The sequence below is a fragment of the Pseudomonas asplenii genome (assembly GCF_001293465.1).
Lineage (GTDB): Bacteria > Pseudomonadota > Gammaproteobacteria > Pseudomonadales > Pseudomonadaceae > Aquipseudomonas > Aquipseudomonas fuscovaginae_B.
Genome location: NZ_JSYZ01000016.1, coordinates 79,917 through 102,073, shown reverse-complemented (window position 1 = coordinate 102,073; position 22,157 = coordinate 79,917). Strand labels below are relative to the sequence as shown.

At 60.5% G+C, this 22,157-nt stretch carries 20 protein-coding genes and 1 pseudogene; 13 read left to right on the top strand and 8 right to left on the bottom strand.

From position 1 onward, the window contains the following. Nucleotides 1-2: 2 nt before the first annotated feature. The 4 genes from PF66_RS20580 to PF66_RS20565 all read right to left on the bottom strand — a co-directional run bounded on the left by PF66_RS20580 (nucleotide 3) and on the right by PF66_RS20565 (nucleotide 3,861). Complete coding sequence (locus PF66_RS20580) at nucleotides 3-1,244, bottom strand: FAD-dependent oxidoreductase (protein ID WP_054058050.1); 1,242 nt, start codon at nucleotides 1,242-1,244, stop codon at nucleotides 3-5. After that, nucleotides 1,226-2,131 (bottom strand): bifunctional methylenetetrahydrofolate dehydrogenase/methenyltetrahydrofolate cyclohydrolase FolD, encoded by a 906-nt coding sequence (folD, locus tag PF66_RS20575; RefSeq protein WP_054058049.1) that lies wholly within the window; start codon nucleotides 2,129-2,131, stop codon nucleotides 1,226-1,228. Before folD ends, PF66_RS20580 begins: the two co-directional genes overlap by 19 nt. Beyond that, complete coding sequence (gene purU, locus PF66_RS20570) at nucleotides 2,128-2,994, bottom strand: formyltetrahydrofolate deformylase (protein ID WP_054058048.1); 867 nt, start codon at nucleotides 2,992-2,994, stop codon at nucleotides 2,128-2,130. The genes folD and purU overlap by 4 nt, the downstream gene beginning before the upstream one ends. A 261-nt stretch (nucleotides 2,995-3,255) precedes the next feature. Next, on the bottom strand, nucleotides 3,256-3,861 hold the full coding sequence (locus PF66_RS20565) for a helix-turn-helix domain-containing protein (protein ID WP_054058047.1): 606 nt from the start codon (nucleotides 3,859-3,861) through the stop codon (nucleotides 3,256-3,258). Between the two features lie 287 nt (nucleotides 3,862-4,148). Between PF66_RS20565 and glnT the strand changes: the two genes are divergently transcribed. The 10 genes from glnT (at nucleotide 4,149) to PF66_RS20515 (ending at nucleotide 12,668) form a co-directional block, all read left to right on the top strand. Then, nucleotides 4,149-5,483 (top strand): type III glutamate--ammonia ligase, encoded by a 1,335-nt coding sequence (glnT, locus tag PF66_RS20560; RefSeq protein WP_054058046.1) that lies wholly within the window; start codon nucleotides 4,149-4,151, stop codon nucleotides 5,481-5,483. 73 nt (nucleotides 5,484-5,556) lie between these two features. Continuing rightward, nucleotides 5,557-6,477, top strand: coding sequence for a class II glutamine amidotransferase (locus PF66_RS20555; protein WP_054058045.1), 921 nt, complete (start codon nucleotides 5,557-5,559; stop codon nucleotides 6,475-6,477). Further along, nucleotides 6,474-7,157, top strand: a complete 684-nt coding sequence (locus PF66_RS20550) for a protein glxC (RefSeq protein WP_054063688.1) — start codon at nucleotides 6,474-6,476, stop codon at nucleotides 7,155-7,157. Before PF66_RS20555 ends, PF66_RS20550 begins: the two co-directional genes overlap by 4 nt. A 15-nt stretch (nucleotides 7,158-7,172) precedes the next feature. Beyond that, entirely contained in the window at nucleotides 7,173-8,507 is a 1,335-nt protein-coding gene (locus PF66_RS20545) for an FMN-binding glutamate synthase family protein (protein WP_054058043.1), read from the top strand. A 336-nt stretch (nucleotides 8,508-8,843) separates the two neighbouring features. Continuing rightward, nucleotides 8,844-10,169, top strand: a complete 1,326-nt coding sequence (locus PF66_RS20540) for an ammonium transporter (protein WP_054058042.1) — start codon at nucleotides 8,844-8,846, stop codon at nucleotides 10,167-10,169. A gap of 136 nt (nucleotides 10,170-10,305) precedes the next feature. Continuing rightward, entirely contained in the window at nucleotides 10,306-10,581 is a 276-nt protein-coding gene (locus PF66_RS20535) for a metal/formaldehyde-sensitive transcriptional repressor (protein WP_054058041.1), read from the top strand. A 7-nt stretch (nucleotides 10,582-10,588) separates the two neighbouring features. Next, nucleotides 10,589-11,518, top strand: coding sequence for a CDF family Co(II)/Ni(II) efflux transporter DmeF (dmeF, locus tag PF66_RS20530; RefSeq protein WP_054063687.1), 930 nt, complete (start codon nucleotides 10,589-10,591; stop codon nucleotides 11,516-11,518). A 3-nt stretch (nucleotides 11,519-11,521) separates the two neighbouring features. After that, nucleotides 11,522-11,710 carry a DUF1289 domain-containing protein gene (locus PF66_RS20525; RefSeq protein WP_054058039.1) on the top strand — a complete coding sequence of 63 codons (189 nt, stop codon included), beginning with the start codon at nucleotides 11,522-11,524 and terminating at the stop codon, nucleotides 11,708-11,710. Nucleotides 11,711-11,791: 81 nt separating this feature from the next. After that, complete coding sequence (locus PF66_RS20520) at nucleotides 11,792-12,229, top strand: YqaA family protein (RefSeq protein WP_054058038.1); 438 nt, start codon at nucleotides 11,792-11,794, stop codon at nucleotides 12,227-12,229. Between the two features lie 55 nt (nucleotides 12,230-12,284). Continuing rightward, nucleotides 12,285-12,668: a VOC family protein gene (locus PF66_RS20515; protein ID WP_054058037.1), complete on the top strand. Its 384-nt coding sequence runs from the start codon at nucleotides 12,285-12,287 to the stop codon at nucleotides 12,666-12,668. Nucleotides 12,669-13,031: 363 nt separating this feature from the next. On the opposite strand, the pseudogene PF66_RS32185 reads toward PF66_RS20515, so the two are convergent. Beyond that, nucleotides 13,032-13,330, bottom strand: a pseudogene (locus PF66_RS32185) (IS66 family transposase); the annotation flags it as partial. A gap of 109 nt (nucleotides 13,331-13,439) precedes the next feature. Here PF66_RS32185 and PF66_RS20510 point away from each other — a divergent pair. Genes PF66_RS20510 through PF66_RS20500 form a run of 3 tightly spaced genes read left to right on the top strand, consistent with a single transcriptional unit; the run spans nucleotide 13,440 to nucleotide 17,538 of the window. Continuing rightward, on the top strand, nucleotides 13,440-14,384 hold the full coding sequence (locus PF66_RS20510; RefSeq protein ID WP_054063686.1) for a TIGR03756 family integrating conjugative element protein: 945 nt from the start codon (nucleotides 13,440-13,442) through the stop codon (nucleotides 14,382-14,384). Between the two features lie 44 nt (nucleotides 14,385-14,428). Further along, nucleotides 14,429-15,829 (top strand): integrating conjugative element protein, encoded by a 1,401-nt coding sequence (locus PF66_RS20505; protein WP_054063685.1) that lies wholly within the window; start codon nucleotides 14,429-14,431, stop codon nucleotides 15,827-15,829. 56 nt (nucleotides 15,830-15,885) lie between these two features. Continuing rightward, on the top strand, nucleotides 15,886-17,538 hold the full coding sequence (locus PF66_RS20500; RefSeq protein WP_054063684.1) for a hypothetical protein: 1,653 nt from the start codon (nucleotides 15,886-15,888) through the stop codon (nucleotides 17,536-17,538). Between the two features lie 106 nt (nucleotides 17,539-17,644). On the opposite strand, the gene PF66_RS20495 is transcribed toward PF66_RS20500, so the two are convergent. The 3 genes from PF66_RS20495 to PF66_RS20485 all read right to left on the bottom strand — a co-directional run bounded on the left by PF66_RS20495 (nucleotide 17,645) and on the right by PF66_RS20485 (nucleotide 22,036). Further along, nucleotides 17,645-18,907, bottom strand: a complete 1,263-nt coding sequence (locus tag PF66_RS20495; protein ID WP_054063683.1) for a hypothetical protein — start codon at nucleotides 18,905-18,907, stop codon at nucleotides 17,645-17,647. Next, on the bottom strand, nucleotides 18,907-20,040 hold the full coding sequence (locus PF66_RS20490; RefSeq protein WP_054063682.1) for a nucleoid-associated protein: 1,134 nt from the start codon (nucleotides 20,038-20,040) through the stop codon (nucleotides 18,907-18,909). The genes PF66_RS20495 and PF66_RS20490 overlap by 1 nt, the downstream gene beginning before the upstream one ends. 499 nt (nucleotides 20,041-20,539) lie before the next feature. Then, the gene (locus tag PF66_RS20485) at nucleotides 20,540-22,036 is read right to left on the bottom strand and encodes an SIR2 family protein (protein WP_054063681.1); all 1,497 of its coding nucleotides are present in this window, start codon (nucleotides 22,034-22,036) and stop codon (nucleotides 20,540-20,542) included. Nucleotides 22,037-22,157: the final 121 nt, after the last annotated feature.

The following is a 22,157-nucleotide window of genomic DNA, read 5'->3' as shown; positions in this document are numbered from 1 at the left end:
CCTCAGTGGCTGGCCGCTGTCGCGCCCATTTCGTTGACTTGCTGGAAGGTGGCGAAGCGCTCCAGGCCGAACGGCCTGATCAGCTCCGGTACCCGGCCACCGCTGGCGACCAGCTCGGCCATGGTCTTGCCGCAGATCGGCGTGGCCTTGAAGCCCCAGGTGCCCCAGCCGGCGTCGAGGTAGTAGTTCTTCACCGGCGACAGACCCATGATCGGGCTGTAGTCCGGGGTCATGTCGGTGATCCCGGCCCACTGGCGCATCAGCCTGGCGTTGGCCAGGAACGGGAACATCTCGATGGCGTGGGCCAGCAGGCTTTCCTTCAGGTCCAGGGTCGAGCGGGTGTTGAACAGCGGGTAGGGGTCGGAACCGCCCCCGAACACCACTTCGCCACGGCTGGTCTGCTGTACGTAGCAGTGCAGGGCCGAGGAGCTCACCAGTGGGTCGAGGAACGGCTTGAATGGCTGGGTGACCATGGCCTGCAGCGGGAAGGTCTGGATCGGCGAACGGATGCCGGCCTTCTTCATCAGTTGCGAACTCATGCCGGCCACGGCCTGGACCACGCAGCCGCAGCGGACGGTGCCGCGGTTGGTCTTCACCGCGGTGATCGTGCCGTTGTCGATCACCAGTTCCTGGACTTCGGTGAGCTGGTGAATCTCCACGCCCCGCTTGGCCGCCTGCTTGGCATAACCCCAGGCCACCGCGTCGTGGCGGGCGGTGGCACCGTCGATGTGCCACAGGCCGGCGAGCACCGGCAGGTGGCCGGGGTCGAGGTTGAGTGTCGGCACCAGTTCGCGGATCTGCTGGCGGTCGAGCATTTCGGTGCGGCCGCCGAAGTGCTTGTTGACCTCGGCGCGCTGGCGGAACGACCGCACCGTCGCGTCGGTGTGGGCCAGGGTCAGTTGGCCGCGATGGGAGTACATGATGTTGAAGTCGAACTCGTTGGACAGGCCCTCGAACATCCGCACCGATTCGGCGTAGAAGCGCACCCCTTCGCTGGTCAGGTAGTTGGAGCGGATCACCGCCGTGTTGCGCGCGGTGTTGCCGCCGCCCAGGTAGCCCTTTTCCAGCACCGCGATGTTGCTGATGCCGTGGTACCTGGAGAGGTAGTAGGCGGTGGCCAGGCCGTGGCCGCCACCGCCGATGATCACCACGTCGTAGGCCGGCTTGAGTTCCTTCGGCGGCGGCAGGTCGACCTCGACCGGGTACTGCGAACCGAGTCCGTATTTCAATAGATGGAATGGCATAGGGCCTCCAGGTGACTGCGTTGGGCGTGGGCCTGCTGAACGGCAGCGGTCACCGTGTTCTTCATCAGGAAGGCGATGGTCATCGGGCCGACGCCACCGGGCACCGGGGTGATGGCCGAGACCTGGGGCAGGGCGCTGTCGAAGTCGACGTCGCCGACCAGGCGGCTGCGTTCCCCGTCGTCGATGCGGTTGATGCCGACGTCGATCACCACCGCACCGGGCTTGAGCCAACTGGCGTCGATCAGCCGCGGGCGGCCGACGGCGGCGACCACGATGTCGGCCTGGCGGCACAGGGCCTGGGCCTCGACGCTGCGCGAATGGAGCACGGTGACCGAGCAATGGGCCTTGAGCAGCAGGGCGGCCATGGGCTTGCCGACGATGTTCGAGCGGCCGATCACCACTGCGTGCTTGCCGCTCAGGTCGCCGCAGGCGTCTTCGAGCAACTGCATGCAGCCGCTGGGGGTGCAGGGCGTCAGCACCTCGCGGCCCTGGCTCAGGCCGCCGACGTTCTCACTGTGGAACCCGTCGACATCCTTGCCCGGGGCGATGGCCTGCAGGGCGCGGGTTTCCTCGATATGGGCCGGCAGCGGCAACTGCAGCAGGATGCCGTTGACGCTGTCGTCCTCGTTCAACTCGGCAATCAGACTGAGCAACTGCGCCTGGGTCGTGTCGGCGCCCAGCCGGTATTCCAGCGAGCGGATCCCGGCCTCTTCGGCACGCAGGATCTTGTTGCGCACGTAGACCTGGCTGGCCGGGTCCTGCCCCACGAGAATCACCGCGAGCGCAGGCTCGATGCCGGCCTGCTTCAACTCCCGGACTTCGGCCTTGACCCGCGCCAGCACCCGCGCCGCCGCGGCCTTGCCATCGATCAGCTTGGAGGTATTCACCGGAAGATCACCGTTCTGTCGTTGTTGAGAAAGACGCGATGTTCCAGGTGGTACTGCACCGCCTTGGACAGGGCCACGGTCTCGGTGTCGCGACCGGTGGCGACCAGGTGGTCCGGCAGATAGGCATGGTCGACCCGCTGCACTTCCTGCTCGATGATCGGTCCTTCGTCCAGGTCGCTGGTGACGTAGTGCGCGGTGGCGCCGATCAGCTTCACGCCGCGCTCGTAGGCCTGGTGATAGGGCTTGGCACCCTTGAAACCGGGCAGGAACGAGTGGTGGATGTTGATCGCCCGGCCCGAGAGTTGCCTGCACAAATCGTCCGAGAGGATCTGCATGTAGCGGGCGAGCACCACCAGCTCGGTGCCGGTTTCATCGACCACCTTCATCAGCGCCGCTTCCTGCTGGGCCTTGGTTTCCTTCGTCACCGGCAGGTAGATGAAGCGGATGCCCTCGCGCTCGGCCATGGGCCGCAGGTCCAGGTGGTTGGAGACGATGGCGGTGATGGTCATGTCCATCTCGCCCTTGTGGTGGCGGTACAGCAGGTCGGTGAGGCAGTGGTCGAACTTGCTGACCATCAGCAGCACGCGCATCGGCTCGCGGGTGTCGTGCAGTTCCCAGTGCATGTCGAAGGCCTGGGCGACCTCGGCGAAACCGGCCTTGAGCCGGGCGATGTCGCCGCTGTGGCCGTCGTTGAAGCGGAACACCGCGCGCATGAAGAACTTGCCGCTGAAGTCGTCGTCGAACTGCGCCATTTCACCGATGTAGCAGCCATTGCCGGCCAGGTACGAGGTCACCGCCGCGACGATGCCGGAGGTCGCCGGACAGCTGATCTTGAGAATGAAAGGGTTCTTTTCGTGTTGCATGGCATGTCCTCTGGAGAGTGGCGGCAGCTCGGCGCAAGGCGAAATTCAGGGGTGAACGGCGACGTTGTAGGTGAATAAAAATTCCCATGAGGAATTAAATATTCTTTTGTGCGGTTTATAGGCGAAAGCCAATGGCGCGTCCAGAGTTTCTGGAAACTTTTTTAACTGGTGGGAAATTTTGCGGGGTGGTTGCCCGCGACGTGAGCACCGTTGCGGTCTGGCCCTGGGGCCGTCGCGGGCCAGTGGAGGGAGCGGTCGGCTCTACTCCCCGGAGGTGCCGTAGTTCATGATCGATAACAGCCGGATCGGCACCTGCACCAGCTTCTCCGGGCCATGGGGAATTTCGCCGTCGAAGGTCAGGCTGTCGCCGGCTTCCATCGGGTAGAGCTGGTTGCCGTGGCGGTAGACCAGTTCGCCTTCGAGCAGATGCAGGAACTCGGTGCCGGGGTGGGAGAAGGTCGGGAACTCCTCGCTGGCATCGTCCATGGTCACCATGTACGCCTCGAAGCTCTTCTTCGGCCCGCGGGTGTGGTTGAGCAGGTGGTAGGTATGGCCTTTCTCGGTGCCGCGGCGCACTACCTCCAGCCCCTCGTCGCGCTTGACCAGCAGCGCGCTGCCGCCTTGCTGGTCGTACTGGCTGAACAGCTTGGACATCGGCATGCCGAGCACGTCGCACAGGCGGCTGAGGATATCCAGGCTGGTGGACACCTGGGCATTTTCGATCTTGCTCAACATGCCCTGGCTGATCCCGGCGATGCGCGCCACATCGGCCAGTTTCAGTTCCTGGGCCTGGCGCTGGCGCTTGATCTGGATGCCCAGGTACTGCTCGAGCTTGAGCTTGGGTTGTGCTTCGTCAGGCGTGTTCATCGGCTTTGCACGGTTTCCGTTCAATAATTTTAAATTCGCACCAGTAATGTGCGATTCGGGCCTCGGCCGCTCGTTCGGCGGCGGAATATTCCCTCGGTGAAAACGAGTTTCCCATATATACAGAGGAAAAGCCGCAATCGCGGCTCCGCAGACCCCAAGCGACAAACTTGGCAAGGCCATTGCATTCCTATTGGGAAAGTAAGTTTCCTGATTGGAATAAGTTCCGGCCAGGAAGCAAGCGACGGTTCAAACCATAACGTCTTGCCTTTCGCCAGGAGTGAACGCTCATGTTGCCACCCGAAACACAGCGGCTGATCGCGGAGCACGGGATCAAATACGTGCTGGCCCAGTTCGTCGATATCCACGGTTCGTCCAAGACCAAATCGGTGCCGGTTTCGGGTCTGGAGATGGTGGCCGAAGAGGGGGCGGGGTTCGCCGGGTTTGCCATCTGTGGCATGGGCATGGAACCTCACGGGCCGGATTTCATGGCCAAGGGCGACCTGTCGTCGCTGACCCCGGTACCCTGGCAGAAGGGCTACGGCCGGGTGGTGTGCATCGGCCACGTCGAGGGCAAGCCCTGGCCCTACGACAGCCGCTACGTGCTGCAGCGCCAGGTCGAGCGCCTGAGCGATCGCGGCTGGACGCTCAACACCGGCCTCGAACCGGAGTTCAGCCTGTTTCGCCGTGACGCCAGCGGCGCCCTGCAACTGGTCGACGCCAGCGATGCCCTGGACAAGCCGTGCTACGACTACAAGGGCCTGTCGCGCTCGCGCGAATTCCTCGAACGCCTGACCGAAGCCCTGCAACCGGTGGGCTTCGACATCTACCAGATCGACCACGAGGACGCCAACGGCCAGTTCGAGATCAACTACACCTACAGCGATGCCATGGAGTCGGCGGACCGCTTCACCTTCTTCCGCATGGCCGCCGGCGAGATCGCCAACGACATGGGCATGATCTGCTCGTTCATGCCCAAGCCCGATCCGAAACGGGCGGGCAACGGCATGCATTTCCACCTGTCGATCAGCAGCGCGACCAGCAAGAACCTGTTTCACGATCCCAGCGACCCGAGCGGCATGGGCCTGTCGAAGCTGGCCTATCACTTCGCCGCCGGGCTGCTGGCCCACGGCCCGGCGCTGTGCGCGTTCGCCGCGCCCACGGTCAACTCCTACAAGCGCCTGGTGGTCGGCAACTCGCTGTCCGGTGCCACCTGGGCGCCAGCCTTTATCGCCTTTGGCGCCAACAACCGCTCGGCCATGGTCCGGGTGCCCTATGGCCGCCTGGAGTTCCGCCTGCCGGATGCCGGGTGCAACCCGTACCTGGTCAGCGCCGCGATCATCGCCGCGGGTCTGGATGGCATCGACCGCAAGCTGGAAATCGACAACGTCTGCAACGAGAACCTCTACAAGCTGAGCCTGGAGGAGATCGCCGCCCGCGGCATCAAGACCCTGCCGCAGTCGCTGAAGGAAGCCTGCGATGCGCTGGAAGCCGATCCGCTGTTCGCCGAGGTACTGGGCGCAGAGATCGTCGGCGAGTTCATCAAGCTCAAGCGCATGGAGTGGGTGGAGTACAGCCGCCATGTGAGTGACTGGGAAGTGCAGCGCTACACCGAATTCTTCTGATCCAGCCGTTTCAACCAACCGTTTCCGACGCCCTGCAAGTGGGTAGGGCGTCTTCTGCCCGGGAGTTTGCGATATGTGTGGAATTGTGGGGCTTTACCTGAAAAATCCGGCGCTGGAATCCCGGCTCGGCCAGCTTTTCGAGCCGATGCTCGAAGCCATGACCGACCGCGGGCCGGACAGTGCCGGTTTCGCCATTTATGGCGATGAAGTGGGCGAGGGCTGGGTCAAGTTGACCTTGCAGGCCACCCGCGACGGCTATGACTTCAAGGCCCTGGTCGAGGCGCTGCAAGCCCGGCTGGCGGCACCGCTGGACTGGTTCCAGAACGCCAGCGCCATTGTCCTCAAGATCCGTGCCGAAGAGGCGCCGGTGCGTGCCGCACTGGCGGAGCTGGCACCGCAGGTGCGCATCATGAGTGTCGGCCAGAGCATCGAGATCCTCAAGGGTATGGGCCTGCCCCGGGAAATTTCCGAGCGTTTCGGCCTGGCCTCGATGAAGGGCAGCCACATCATCGGCCACACCCGCATGGCCACCGAAAGCGCGGTGACCCTGGAAGGCAGCCACCCGTTCTCCACCGGGGCCGACCTGTGCCTGGTGCATAACGGCTCGCTGTCCAACCACTCGCGCCTGCGCCAGAACCTGCGCCGCGAGGGCATCCACTTCGAGACCGAGAACGACACCGAGGTGGCGGCCGGTTACCTGGCCTGGCGCCTGCAACAGGGCGACTCGCTGAAGACCGCGCTGGACAAGTCCCTGGAAGACCTCGACGGCTTCTTCACCTTCGCCATCGGCACCCGCAACGGCTTCGCGGTGATCCGCGACCCGATCGCCTGCAAGCCGGCGATCCTCGCCGAGACCGCCGACTACGTCGCCATGGCCTCGGAATACCAGGCGCTGTCGAGCCTGCCGGGCATCGACAAGGCCAAGGTCTGGGAACCTGTTCCCGCCACCCTTTACGTCTGGGAACGCGAATCGGCTCAAGGAGCACGCCCATGAAAACCATCGATCTTTCCGCCAGCACCGTGCGTGAGCTGAACCAGGCCCTGCACGACCAGGCCCGGCAGCTCGAAGAGCGAGAGTGGCGGGTCACCCACCCCAACGGCGCGCACAACCTGGCGGTCGGCATCAACGAAACGGTGTCCGTGGATATCCAGGGGCACGCCGGCTACTACTGCGCCGGCATGAACCAGAAGGCCTCGATCACCGTGCATGGCAACGTCGGGGTCGGTTGCGCCGAGAACATGATGTCCGGCTACGTGCGGGTCAAGGGCAGTGCCTCGCAGGCGGCGGGCGCCACCGCCCATGGCGGGCTGCTGGTGATCGAGGGCGACGCCGGTGCCCGTTGTGGCATCTCGATGAAGGGCATCGACATCGTGGTCGGCGGCAGCATCGGCCACATGAGCTGCTTCATGGGCCAGGCCGGGCGCCTGGTGGTCTGCGGCGACGCGGGCGATGCGCTGGGCGACTCGCTGTACGAGACGAAGATCTTCGTCAAGGGCAAGGTCGAGTCGCTGGGCTCGGACTGCATCGAGAAGGAGATGCGCCCCGAACACCTCGAAGAGCTGCAGGCCCTGCTGAACCAGGCCGGTTTCAACGAAAAGGCCAGCGATTTCAAGCGCTACGGTTCGGCCCGCCAGCTGTACAACTTCAAAGTCGACAACGCCAGCGCCTACTGATCCAGGAGCCAGAACATGAGTGAATCCACTACCCCGAAAGCCGCTCCGGTGCTGCGCGAGTCGGCCACCTTCGATCGCCTGACCATCCAGGAAATCCAGCGCGCCGCCGAAACCGGCATCTATGACATCCGCGGCGGTGGCACCAAGCGCAAGCTGCCGCATTTCGATGATCTGCTGCTGCTCGGCGCCAGCGTTTCCCGTTATCCGCTGGAAGGCTATCGCGAGAAGTGCGGCACCGATGTGATTCTCGGCAACCGCTTCGCCAAGAAGCCGATCCACCTGAAGATTCCGGTGACCATCGCCGGCATGAGCTTCGGCGCGCTGTCGGCCAACGCCAAGGAGGCCCTGGGCCGTGGCGCGACCATCGCCGGCACCAGCACCACCACCGGAGACGGTGGCATGACCCCGGAAGAGCGCGGGCAGTCGCAGCACCTGGTCTATCAGTACCTGCCGTCGCGCTACGGTATGAACCCGGACGACCTGCGCAAGGCCGACGCCATCGAGATCGTCCTGGGGCAGGGCGCCAAGCCGGGCGGTGGCGGCATGCTGCTGGGCATGAAGGTCACCGAGCGGGTCGCCGGTATGCGCACCCTGCCGATCGGTGTCGACCAGCGTTCGGCCTGCCGTCATCCGGACTGGACCGGCCCGGACGACCTGGCGATCAAGATCGCCGAGATCCGCGAGATCACCGACTGGGAAAAACCGATCTACGTGAAGATCGGCGCCAGCCGCCCGTATTACGATGTCAAGCTGGCGGTAAAGGCCGGCGCCGACGTGATCGTGCTCGACGGCATGCAGGGCGGTACCGCGGCGACCCAGGAAGTGTTCATCGAACACGTCGGTATCCCGATTCTGCCGGCGATTCCGCAGGCGGTGCAGGCCCTGCAGGAAATGGGCATGCACCGCAAGGTGCAGTTGATCGTCTCCGGCGGCATCCGCAACGGGGCCGACGTGGCCAAGGCCATGGCCCTGGGCGCGGACGCGGTGGCCATCGGCACGGCGGCGCTGATCGCCCTGGGTGACAACCACCCGCGGCTGGACGAGGAGTTGAAGAAGATCGGCTCGGCGGCCGGTTTCTACGACGACTGGCAGAACGGCCGTGACCCGGCGGGCATCACCACCCAGGACCCGGAACTGTCGAAACGCCTGGATCCGGTCGAGGGTGGGCGCAGGTTGGCCAACTATTTGCGTGTCCTGGTGCTGGAGGCGCAGACCATGGCCCGTGCCTGCGGCAAGTCCCACCTGCATAACCTCGACCCCGAGGACCTGGTGGCCTTGACCGTGGAGTCCGCGGCCATGGCCCGGGTGCCGCTGGCCGGGACCTCGTGGATTCCCGGGCAGCAGTACTAGACGCTGGCGTAGCCGCGCCAGCAGGCCGACTCCCACAGGGACAGCGCCGAACGCAAAACGGGAGTCCTGCTCCCTCTGTAGGAGCATGGCTTGTCGGAACGCCGCACCGCCGCGAACAGGCGTTCAAACCATAGGGGCTTTGATCGTTCCCACGCAGAGCGTGGGAACGATCGGGGCGCCGGACTCATCCGCGAACAGGCACGTGAGCCTGGTCAGGAACCCGGGAGCCTCCCCCAGGCTTCGAGTCCTACAACGAAAAGAGGCCTCCAGGGCCCGACACCTCTTTACAGCGCTTTCTGCCCGGCACTTTTCCATCTCATTGCAGGAGCTTCGAAAATGGTGAATCGTCTACCCGGCAAATCCCTTCTCGCACTGCTCGCGCTTGGCGCGTGCGCTCCCCTGGCCCAGGCCGCCGATACCCCGACCCTGAACACCGGCAGTACCGCCTGGATGGTCACGGCGGCGGTCCTGGTGCTGTTCATGTGCCTGCCCGGGCTGGCGCTGTTCTACGGCGGGCTGGTGCGGGCCAAGAACATGCTGTCGCTGTTCACCCAGTGCTTCGGCATTGCCGGCCTGGTCGGCGTGCTGTGGGTGATCTTCGGCTACAGCATGGTGGTCGACACCACCAACATGGTCGAGGGGCAGGTCAGTTTCAACAGCTTCGTCGGTGGCCTGAGCCGGGCGTTTCTCGCCGGCATGACCCCGGACAGCCTGGTCGGCGACATTCCGGAAGGGGTGTTCGTGACCTTCCAGATGACCTTCGCCATCATCACCCCGGCGCTGATCGCCGGTGCGTTCGCCGAACGCATGAAGTTCTCGGCGGCGCTGCTGTTCATGGCGATCTGGTTCACCCTGGTTTATGCCCCGATCGCGCACATGGTCTGGGGGGGCGCGGGAGCCTTGATGCACAACTGGGGCGTGCTGGATTTCGCCGGCGGCACCGCGGTGCACATCAATGCCGGCGTCGCGGCGCTGGCGGCCTGCCTGATGCTGGGCAAGCGCAAGGGCTATGCCAACGCGCCGATGCCGGCCCACAACCTGAGCCTGACCATGACCGGCGCGGCGATGCTCTGGGTCGGCTGGTTCGGTTTCAACATCGGCTCGGGCGGGGGGCTCAACGGCCTGTCCGGTATCGTCATGCTCAACACCCAGCTGGGGGCCTGTGCCGGCATTCTCGGCTGGATGTTCACCGAGTGGTTCAAGGTCGGCAAGCCGAGTGCCTTGGGCCTGGCCAGCGGCGCCCTGGCCGGCCTGGTGGGCATCACCCCGGCCTGTGCCTATGTCGGCGTCGGCGGCGCTTTGGCGATCGGCCTGCTGTGCGGGGTGTTCTGCTACCTGAGCGTCACCGTGCTGAAGAAACGCCTCGGTTATGACGACAGTCTGGACGTGTTCGGCCTGCACGGCATCGGCGGCATGATCGGTGCGGTGCTCACCGGCGTGTTCTGCGTGCCGTCGTTGGGTGGCCTGGTGGAAGGCGTGACCCTGGGCGGCCAAGTGGTCGCGCAGATCAAGGGCGTGCTGTTCACCACAATATATTGCTTCGTGGTCAGCTGGATCATTCTGAAGGTGGTCAAGCTGCTGGTCGGCCTGCGTGCCGACGAACACGTCGAGGAGATGGGGCTGGACCTGGCCGAGCATAACGAGCGGGCCTACAACCACTGAGTGGGGGGCGGCAGACAGGTTCTGCCGCCCATGTCGGTCTGGATCAGGGGCCTCACTCGCCCTTGAGGATTGTTGCCTTGCCAAGGGAGCAGCCGGGCGGCATCATACGCCTCAATATAGGGTAGGGGGGTATGCTATGTCGCACATGAAATCCAACCGGGACGACCTGCTCAAGCGGGTCAGGCGCATCGCCGGCCAGGTCCAGGCCATCGAACGTGCCCTGGAAGGCGATGCAGAGTGCGCCAAGACCCTGCACCTGGTGGCCGCGACCCGTGGGGCAATCAATGGGTTGCTCGACGAGATCATCGAGGACCACGCCCGCGAGCATGTCGCGCGGGTGGGGCTCACTGACGAAGAGCGGGCGCAGGGGGTTGAAGACCTGCTCGAAGCCATTCGCCGTTACTCGAAGTGAGGTCGCCATGAGCACCACGAACTCTCTGCACAGCCACGACTTCCTCGGCGCCGGCCACGATGACAATGCCCGGCGTACGCTCTGGGTGGTGATCCTCACCGTCGTGATGATGGTCGGTGAGATTGCCGCCGGGTACATCACCGGCTCCATGGCGTTGCTGGCCGACGGTTTTCACATGGCGACCCATGCCGGCGCCCTGGGCATCGCCGCGGCAGCCTACGCGTTCGCGCGCAAGCATGCCGGCAACGCCGCCTACAGCTTCGGCACCGGCAAGGTCGGTGACCTGGGCGGCTTCGCCTCGGCGCTGATTCTCGGCCTGATCTCGCTGGGGATCGGCATCGAATCGCTCATGCGCCTGTTCGAGCCGACCCAGGTCCGCTTCGGCACGGCCACGCTGATCGCGGTCATCGGCCTGGCGGTGAACATCGTCAGCGCGCTGCTGCTGGCGGGCGGCGCCGGCCATGATCACGGCCATGGGCACCGTCACGGGCATGACCCTCATCACGGACACGCCCACGGCGAAGACAACAACCTGCGCTCCGCCTATGTCCACGTGCTGGCGGATGCGGTCACCTCGGTCCTGGCCATCGTCGCGCTGCTGGCCGGCAAATACCTGGGCTGGGTCTGGCTCGACCCGGTCATGGGTATCGTCGGTGCCGTCGTCATCGCGCGCTGGGCCTGGGTACTGATGCAGGACACCGCTTCGGTGCTGCTGGACCGGACCGACGAGCACGTGGCCGAGGAGATCCGCGAGTTGCTCGACCAGTCGGGCAAACTCAGGATCACCGACCTGCATGTCTGGCGTGTCGGGCCTGAGGCGCGGGCGGCGATCGTCAGCGTGCAGGGCTCCCCGGAGCTGTCGGCCGAGGATGTGCGCGAGGCCTTGAAGCCGGTCCACGAGGTGACTCACCTCACGGTCGAATACCGGGCTGCCTGATCCATGGCGAAGGACATTGAAAACCCCTGCGTTTCGCTGTGCCAGTTGAACAGCGAAATGTGCGTGAGCTGCGGGCGCACCCGCGAGGAAATCCGCAAATGGCGTGGCATGAAACGCCCGGAAAAGATGGCGACGGTGCAGCGGGCCAGCGCCCGCATGAAAAGCATCAACAAGAAGAAAAACAAGGGCTAGTGGGTCTCCACGGGCAAATCATCCAATGCCGGTGGGGTAGCCGAATGCCAGGCTGCGCTGCGGATCCGACGGGTTGAGATCATGTGGGAAACGACCGGATACCTCGGCCTCTTCATTTCGGCTTTCGGCGCCGCCACGCTGCTGCCGTTGCAATCGGAAGCCGTTCTGGTCGCGCTGCTCTGGGCCGGGCAGCACCCGGCCCTGGCCCTGCTGTGTGTCGCCACGGTCGGCAATGTCGCCGGTTCGTTGGTGAACTGGGTGCTCGGGCGCTATCTGGAGCATTGGCGGGACAAGGCCTGGTTCCCGGTGTCCGGCCAACGGCTGGAGAGTGTCCAGCGCACCTACCATCGCTATGGCCGGTGGTCACTGTTGCTCAGTTGGGTGCCGGTGATCGGTGACCCGCTGACGGTGGTCGCCGGCCTGATGCGAGAGCCCTTGTGGAGCTTCCTGGCGATCGTCACTTTGGCCAAGGCTGCCCGCTATGGTGTGTTGTACCTGATGACGCTGGGTTGGGCATGAGCGCAGAATCGACGCGCAGTCGACAGACGATCCCTTTCAACCAAGAGAGCACGCAATGATCGATCACCTGGACCACCTGGTACTGACCACTTTCGATGTCGAGGCCTGCAAGGATTTCTACCTTCGCGTGCTGGGCATGAGCCTTGAAACCTTTGGCCAGGGCCGCCTGGCGTTTCGCTTTGGCAACCAGAAGATCAACGTGCATGTGCGCGGCCAGGAGTTCGAGCCCAAGGCGCATCTACCGGTGCCCGGAGCCCTGGATCTGTGCTTCATCGCCAGCCAGGGGCTGGACGCGGTGATCGCGCACCTGCAGGCGCAGCAGTGGCCGATCGTCGAGGGGCCGGTGCAGCGAACCGGCGCGACCGGACCGATCCGTTCGGTTTATGTGCGGGACCCGGACCTGAACCTGATCGAGATTTCCGAGCCTTTGAGTGCCTGAGGGCTGCTGCGGGCGACATGGCCTGATCGCGCGGCACCTGGCCTGGCGCTGACGGCCGCCTGGAAACCTTTCGCGGCCAGTCTTGCACCTTTGCCGGGCAGTTATGGCGATTTCATGGCAGGCTAGGCTGTGTACGAAATTGTTTGAAACGCAGGTTAGGCAAGGCAAAAACCGGCGAGGGACGGCCGGGGTCGCGCCCGACTTTACTGGAGTAAATGAGCATTCCGAGCCGGTTTTTAACGCCGCATAACCAAGTTTCAAGCGATTTCGTACATAGCCTACAAGGATTCTCAAGAGTAATGACATAGGTGCGTCCATTTATGCGGCAACAACTGAGCAATTTCAAATGCTCGCGGCGTAGGGCGACCTACCGAGCGCCCATGGACTGATCCGGTTCTCCACGGCGTTGTTGTCGACGGGCACGGCACCATCTCCAAGTAGCGCGTCAGCGCTACCCAGCGTTTCAAGCTGTAATCCAGAGCCTTGGCCGTAGCAGAGCCCTCGGACACAAGTGCGCGCTGAACCAGCATCCACTCATGAAACTTTTCAGCGATGGGTACCGCCATTTCCTGGCGTAATCGCCAGCGATCTTCGTCGCTCATGTCTTTGGCCTGCCGTTCGACTTCGTACCAGCCGCCAATCGAGTGCAGCGCTTGCCTGGATGGGGCACCAGGCTCCCCTCCAAATACAGTCAGCCATAAACCTGTTTTCAGGCGGTAGACGTGCAGCGCTTTTCAGAAGATCCACCTTTCTTCCAGTCGGATCTTCGTCATGCAACGCGTTTCTCATCGAGGTGCCAGGTGCTGGTTGCCCGCCCTCCTGACCCTGCCCTACTGCACCCTGAGTTTTGCCTTGAACACCGCCAGCATCGTCCCGACGGTATCCTCGCCCGATTGCCTGGAGTACCAGGTCGTGGGGGTGTGCTACTGGCTGCGTTGCACTAACTTCGGCTGCAGTGTCAAAACCTCCGCCAAGGTGCGGCACTACGTGCCGGATGCGGTGGTTTCCAGCTATTCCAGCACGGGCGACAACCCCTGGACAGAGGTCAGGGCCTTGAGCGCCCCAACCTCCGGTGCCCAGGGGGGCGGCAGTGGCACCACCAACAGCTCCCGCGAAAACAGCCTCTCGGTATTCAAGAACGTCGACGTGATCGGTCATCCCGGCATCGCCGCCTTCAACGCCTTCGCCAGCGGTTCGGGCTACACCTGCGAGGGTACCGGAACACCTTACATGCCCCATTTTCTCAGCACCCTGGACCCGATTGGCTGGCGCCACGGCATTCCTGAGAGTGTATTCCCCCAGTCGCTGGTCCCTGGCATGCGCGAAGTCGGCAGTCGGCTGTCGATGAACCTGTGGGGCAACGTCTATCCGCGCAGTGGTTTCCTGCACCAGCCGGATGACTACAAGGCGTCAGCGGTGATGGCCCAGCGCGCCGGCGACATCGTGACCCGCCCTGGGCAGGTGCATGTCTATCGCCCTCTGCTGGCACTCGCCAAGCCCGGTTACTGGCCCGCCGGCGAGTTGCGTGAATCCGATGCGCTGACGGGCAAGTGGCAGCAACTGACGCCGACGGCCAGTGCCTCCTGTGCCACCTTCCCTGAACCGGGCATTCACCAGCAGGCCCCGGATGGCGCCTATGCCTGGTCGCTCTGGCGCCCCTACAGCTGCTGCAAGCAGGAAGGACAGACTTTCCTGGGCAGCACCGGCGGCCAATGACCTCGCGACGCCGAGCGATCGCCTCTCTCGTAATGGAGCCTCTCATGATTCGGATGTCATCGTTTCGCCGCCCCAGCCCCAGTCGCTGGCTGCTTCTGCTCATGGCCCTGGGGAGCGTTCCGCCGCCAGCCACGGCGACAGAGTTCGGTAGCAGCGGCAGTGCCATAAGTGACGACGTGCTGTACCGGATTGGCGGTGGCAGCGCCGTGAACATGGGCCGGGCCGGCGACATGCAAAGCCTCCAGGTCGGCGTGGGGTGGAACACCGACCTGATGTGCGGGAAGATGGATTTGAACACCACCCTGCACAACCAGCTCAACGGCCTCACCGAGGGTTTCCAGAACATCATGGGCGACCTGATCCAGGGCGCCACGGGGGCTGTGGCCTCGCTGCCGGCGCTGATCATTCAGCGCGCGGACCCAGGCCTCTACAACCTGCTCACCAACGGCATCCTGCAGGCACGGCTGGACTTCGACCGTTCCAAGGCCAGTTGCCGCGAGATGGCCGAGCGCATGATGAAAGTCGCCGGCAACCAGAACCGTTGGGGTGCGCTCGCCGAGGGCCAGGCACTCAAGGAGGCCATGGCCCAGAACACTGACGCCGTTGCGGTCACCGCCCAGGCCGAGAAGGACAACGGCAACACCGGTGTGCCCTGGGTTGGAGGGGAAAAAGCCGGAGGCAAACAACAGGCACCGATCAAGGTGGTCAAGGATGTGACCAAGGCCGGCTACAACCTGCTCAATGGCCGCGGTGCCACGGACAACAGCAGCATCGATCCCAAGGCCTGCAACAGCGGCCTGCTGTGCAAGACCTGGAAATCACCGGATGAAGCGGCCGGGTTTGCCAACCGCGTGCTGGGGGAAGACGAACAGCAAACGTGTGAAGACTGCACCAAGAGCACCGCCACCGCTGGCGTGGGCCTGACACCGCTGATTCAGGAAGAGTACGAAGCCAAGCTCAAGGCACTGAAGGCGTTGATCGACGGCAGCCAGACCACCACGCCGGAAAATCTCGCCAGCGCGGGCAGCAACTCGATGCCGATCACCCGGGGCGTCATCACCGCCCTGCGTGATGAGCCCGACCAGGAGCTGCTGGCCCAGCGCCTGGTCTCGGAAATTGCCGTCACCAGCATTCTGGAGAAAGCCCTGCTGCTGCAACGCGCCCTGCTCGCCGGCCAGAAGGAGCCCAATGTGTCCGCCAGCGGCCTCGCCGCCAAGACCATCGACGTCGAGCGCGAGGCCCTGCAACAGGAAATCGCCAACCTGCTCACCGACCTGGAAATGCGCCGTTCCCTGACCAGCAATTCACCCTCGGCAATTATCGCGCGGCACCAGCAGCGCAAGGACAACTCACGCACGATCTTCGAGGGGGATCCGGATGCCAATCGGCTGGAGTCGTTGGAGAAGGAGGTCAAGGGCAATGGGGGGCGGCCGCCACCTCCCTGAGCAAGGCCGCTGCCCCCGTAACTGTCGCCCCCCAGGTTTTATTACAAGGATCAGTGATGAAAAAACGTTTCTCGCTCTGTGCCCTGGCTTTGGCCCTGGCCGGCTGCAATGCCGAGTACACCTTCGATGAAATCTCCGCCAAAGCCGGCAGGCTCGGCTCTCCCCATGCGCTGTACATCGAGCCCCAGTCCGGTCAGCCCCTCAATGGCACCGTGACGCATAAGGTCGGTGACCAGCTGCTGCTGTCCTTCAAGGTGGAAAATGGCCGGGCCGTGGGAGAATGGAAACAGTTCGACCCGAGCGGCGCGCTGTTGGTCGAAGGCCAGTTGAAAGCCGGCGTGTTCGTCGGGACACGCAAGACCTGGTGCACGGGCACCTTCTCCCGGCAACTGCAGGAGTTGTTGACGGAGGAAGGCGGACGTAGCGCCGTGCAAACCTATGATTGCGCCACCGGCCTGCAGGTCGGTGACAGCACCTCCCTGGCGGGCAGTGAGGTGCGCGTCGGTGCGCAGCGCAAATGGCGGGTGATCGAGGGGGAACAGAAGCTGACCTTGCTGGAAACCTTCGCCAGCGACGGTTCCGGCAAGCTCGATGGCCGGGTGGAACATTACGACTACAAAGGCGACCTCAAGGACCGCGCCACGTACCAGAATGGCGTGCTCAACGGTGTGCTGGAGACCTGGGTAGACGCCCAAGGTACAAGGGTGCCGAGAACCAAAGTCACCTACAGCGCCGGCAAGAAAAACGGCCCTTCGGAAATTTACTTCATGCGCGACTGGCCCGCCGGCACCGTGGAAGAAAAAGGCCATTATCAGGATGACCAGCAGGTGGGAGTCTGGACCCGCTACCAATTCGGCGAAGCCACGGTGCGCGACTACGACAATCCGCCGAACAGAACCCCCATGGCCGAGCGTGTCTGGAGGGCCTCAGGCGGTGACCACCTCACCCCGGATGGAAGCATGGCCCTCAAGGACCTGGACGGCTTCGCCTATCTGTTGAAAAGCTCCGGCATCGATATCAATCAACGGCTGACCGGTCAGGATCGCCCACTGATCACCTCGGCCGCAGAAAGCGCCTACGACTACCTGGTGGCCGAAGGTGCCGATCCGATGGGCCGCGATGGCGAGGGCAACACCCGGTTGATGAGCTGCCTGGGCCCCCTGCACTTTCTCAACTGCAGCCTGAGACACATGATCACACTGGCTGGCAAGGAAGACCTGAAGGCGCACAACGCCTACGGCGACACGGCCCTGTCACTGTTCTGCAGGCGGACCGAGAAGCTGCTGAGGCGCCGCAACACCGGCGATCAGATACAGGAGCTGTTTCAGGCCCTGCTCAAAGGCAGTGACATAAACGCCAAAGCTTACGGGGGTGAGACGCCATTGCATGCCTGCATGGCCGAGCGCGATCTCAGCTTCGCGCAGGCCCTTGCTGCTGCGGGTGCCGACCTCGATGCCGCGGACCTCAACGGCACAACCCCGCTGGCAGCGGCCTTTCTCAAGGACTATCGCGAAAGAGCAAGCGGCCACACGATCCGCTGGTCCGAGGATCGGATTCGCGTGGTTGCCAGCTACCAGGGCAAGGCCAGCTTCTCCTTCGACACACCGGTGCCCGTGTTTGGTAAATCGCTGCGCCAACTGATGCTGGAGAATGGCGATACCGCTTCGGCGATGTTGATCGACTCGCTGGTGGGTACCGTGAAGGATTGATCGTTTTGGCGTCATCACCGCCCCGTGATGAGCCCGACCAGAAGCTGTTGGTCCAGCGCCCTGGACAGCAAAACCATGGGCTTCAATTGGATTCCCCCTGCTGAGCCTATGGGCTAAGGAACCAGGGCATCAGAACCTCCGGGAGTGTAGCCGATGCCGGTAGCTCAAAGATGAGTGCTCCTAGCGTCTCGCGGTACTTCACAACCACAACTACACACGCAAGTAATGCTGGAAGCCAAGCCAACCACTGAAGCATCTGGAAAGTACTGGTGAGGCTTTTGCCCTGACGATCAACCTGCTCAATTGTGGTCTGCAGTAAGCTTTGCAATTTTAGGGGATAAGTAGGGAGTTTTGATTTAAATTCGTCAAAAATAACATTAAAACTGTGCAACAAGCGCTCGACCTGTAACCGCTGATTATGCAGTACCAATAGCAGAACCATCGTAACCACACAAAGCCCTATCAAGTAGACCGCCGCCTCAAACCAAGACTTTGCCGCGTGCAACGGCACCAGCGCCGCAAATGAGACAGGTAGCGCCAGCATCTTGCCAGCGATATCCCCCAACACTCCACTGAGCTTACTACCGTAGTCCACTTCCGCCTGGGCCAATTCCCTACGCGCCCGATCAAACGAAAAGCGATAAACATAGGTTTGTAGATTCACCCGGTAGGTGCTGAGGACTTCCCGCCACTCCTTTACAATTGTGCTCAGTAGGTTTCCATCTTCCTGGTGATTCTCAATCACGCTGGCCACAGCCATGCACATCATTAACTTTCGTTCACTGACATGCGCCTTGGTTTCGTTCTTAGGGTGAAGTATCTCCTCAAGCAAGCCTATATGTGACAGCGGATGGTCTATCAGAGTAACGCCCACACGTGTAGACAATAGGAAGGTACGTGGGGGCTTCTCCCCATCGGGTGGTAAGGCAAAAAACAAATTGTAGGCATCAGGATCACTTTCACGATCGACGCCCACTGCTAGTTGCGTCAATAGTTCGACAAGCCGGCAGACCTGCTTCAATGCCTGGATCGGCGGCGGCGTGACATCATCGCAATCTGCCCAAGCAAGCTCATGAATATATACATTGCTCGGAAAGCGCCCTTTACCTAGAGCACCATTTCTCTGAACGAATTCCTTCAATCCCGAATAGAAGCGTCCATTTTCATTTCCCGGCAGGTGAAATTCGAATTCTAGTTCATTCCCCTCAAGCCGATATAACTCTAAGGAACCGTATGCAGCCGTTAGTTTTGAACAATCACTCAAAGCCGTTCGGATAATTGCATTGGCAGGTCCCTCATAGCTGAAGATACCATGACGAATCTCTGGAGTCCCAACCGAGCGGTAGAGAGCGACGACATGAGAAAACATTATTCGACCCTGGCCTTTAGCTCTTTTTCGATCAAGTCAACTAGCTCAGCATTCAAATTAGATAGAGTTAATTTTCGCTTACCCGAGTCATAATAAACATCTGCTGTAGGGTCTTCACCGAGTGCACCACGATCAAACTGCAGCATCCAATTGGTAGCCTCACCTTTAATGCGAGTTTTCTGTCGCAGGGAGGTGGCATTGACAGTGAAGTCTTCGGGCACCCGATTCTTTTCATTATTGAGATAATCTTTTAGACCCACAATCTCGTCGACAAGTTCGGGAGGAACGTGCTGCACAGCAACGTGGCAAATAGCATCCAAACGCGCCGGCTTTCCTTCATCTAGTTGCTTTTGCAAGTATCTCACTACTGCATCCTTGGCTCGGTAAGCCAAAGCTCGTAGAGGCTTCTTGTCACGAAAAAATCGATTAACTTGGTCGATAGCGTTCTTCGTCGCCCGACCGGAAGCGACCCCTTTAGCACACCCCAATGCAGTAATGAAATAGTCGGACGCCTGGCTGTCTCGCCCGCGACTGATAAAACACAAATAGGTTGTGTCCAATTCCTCTCTATCTGCAACCTCGGCGCCAACCTCTGACGTGTCTTCTGCCTGCTGTTCCACCTGTGCCGCAAGGAAGCGATCCACATTGATGCGGGCCGCCTGTTGCACCTTACTCAGATCAATTTCTTGGATCGCAGTTGGCACGTAGTTCTCATCCAACTGAATGGCCCCGCGCTCTTTCATGCTCGCAACCAGAAAGTACTCTCCACCGCCTGAAGAATACTGCGCACAAAGGATATGCCCCCCAGTTGATAACACCTGCTTTGAGGCTTGATCTACCAGTTCATCCATTGCTAGATGAGTCAAGGCGATAAACTCTTGCGGGTCGCCAGGTGCTCCAACATAGCTGGCGAAGCGCCTAGGAAAGGGTCCCTGACGATCCTCCGCAGCGAACTGGCCATAAACCACACTGTTACCTTCTTTTCCGATCAACCCATTGATACCTTGCACCAACGACTGCAGAGCGGGGTTGTCCGGTTGCAGGGGGACCTCCTTTTTAACTACCTCACCGACATACTCGGTGTGCGCCAACTTCCTAAAACTGTGAATTACCGCACTATTGAGCGTGAACATAGTCAACTTCCGCTGTTATGAAATCATATTGAGATCACGCAATATAGTAGCTCATCCAGCAAAAGCCAGCGTTTCATCAGCATCGCCGATGCAGATTAGCTTCACGCCTCAAACTGTACATACATACAGACGAACAAAAGGAAAAGCAAAGATGCTGGGCATGAGCGCTGCAGCCTCACCGAAGGTCATGAAGGGATTGGCCGCTTCATCCTCATTCAAGGACCGACCAGACAACCCCCTTTCCCTTGAATGAAATTTCCTAGAAAATCCTAGCCGGTCGCACCTGATAATTTCGGTGATTTAGTCTCGATCCGTCACTGCCAATCCAGTGATCGGGTTTAGCAGCTCGGTAAATCGTTAGGCACACAGGATCGTGTGCCAGGAAGTGGTCTAACTGAACCAGCCGAAAGCGACCTACGGGCGAAAGAGGTAGGTCATTGCGGTTCTTGGCTAACGCTAACTATACACATTCTTCCCCTTTCGCTCACTCCAATTGCCATTAACCATGCTTTAGCAAATCATAAACACACAGCAATCGCTTAAACTCGGTGCAATTTCGATCTGCCTGAGATTTTACGTACTGTTCGAGGTCATCTAATGAAACCAGGCCTTTGTAAGCCGACCAAATAATTGATGCTGACTTATTCGTGGCCGCAAGTGTCTCATCGTCCAATATGGCCTGTATAGTATTATGCTCAGTCTTAATCCGGTCTTTTGTCGCCTCAACCACTGCCTTGATTTTTGATCTTTGCTGTTCTTTCAGCCGCTTCTCCTCCACGAGGGTTTTGCAGACTTTAGAGAAGCCAAACACTGGAAAGAATTGACTGGACTGGATTTTTTGCTTATTGATCAACTCAAGCAACTGATAGTTTGACTCCTCCAGAATCTTAAAATAATTTCCAATCATTTCAGAAACAGTAAAATATTGATACTGAATAGTTCTAGCCGAGCCAATAGCCAAAATTTTATCGCTATTCTTAAGCGAATCAAGGTCTTCCGTAATCGTCACCTTGATTTCTCCGCCCGCAAAAATCTCCTTAACAATGTTTTGCACTTTCCGAACATCCATTGCCGTTACCGGCAACATAAGACTCGAAATTGCCTCATATACAGCCGAAAAATTATCCGTCTTGATTTTATTGATTCTTATTGTAGAAGAGAACCCTTCAAGATCAATGTCGTGCTCTGAAATTTCAGTCGAATCAGATCCAGCTTCGTACTCAACCAGCAAAAAATTCTCTCGGATTTTCTTAGCGTGCTCGGAGTTAGGCTTAACATATGTGAAAATTGTCCTCAGGAGGGCCTTGATATTCTCATCGCTCACGCTATAACCGAGGAAGACAATAGGATTATGTATAAACAAAGAAAGCAACTGAGCACGAATCAGTTCGTAGCGGACGAAAAATGCCTCGTAGTCCGCCTCGCTGATAATGATTTTTGTGGGATGCTCGACACATCCATGAATTTTATAAACTGAACCATAGGGGTTACTCAGGAGAATATCATTCCCAATGAGAGGCGAAAACTCGAAAAAATCCTCCAGAAAGCGATCATAATTAGTTGTGATGATGGAGCCAATATTTTTACTGGCACGTTTAAGCGCAGCAAGCTCATCTGCGTACCCATCCTTGATCGTCGTATCGCCAAGCAGATGAGAAATATAAATCTTAAGCCGACTTACATTGACGCCGCTCTTCATATTTTCGTAGAAAATATCGTTAACAAACTTCAACGGGCCGTCGCGGTTCTGCCCAACCTCTCTATTGAAGACCTCTTCAAGCTTGGTAGCAACCTTGTCATACCTAAACTCGCCATCCACATCACAATCGGCCTTAATGTCATAGTAGAACTCATCAGTACCCCGCAAATCACAAGATATCTTTCTGAGCAGTCCATCCCACGTATAGGACTGGGCCAGATAACGGAGGCTCACTCCTGTCCCTACAAAGAATATTGGATGATTTCGGTACTTACCGATGAATTCTTCAATTTGCATAGAAGCCCCAGTTTGATCGTTATTTTAATTAGAAACGTTTATACCATGCCTCAACGACTACCGGCAGATCGACATACCAAATTCTTGAGACGAGCTGACGCTACCTGGCCAAAATTACTGC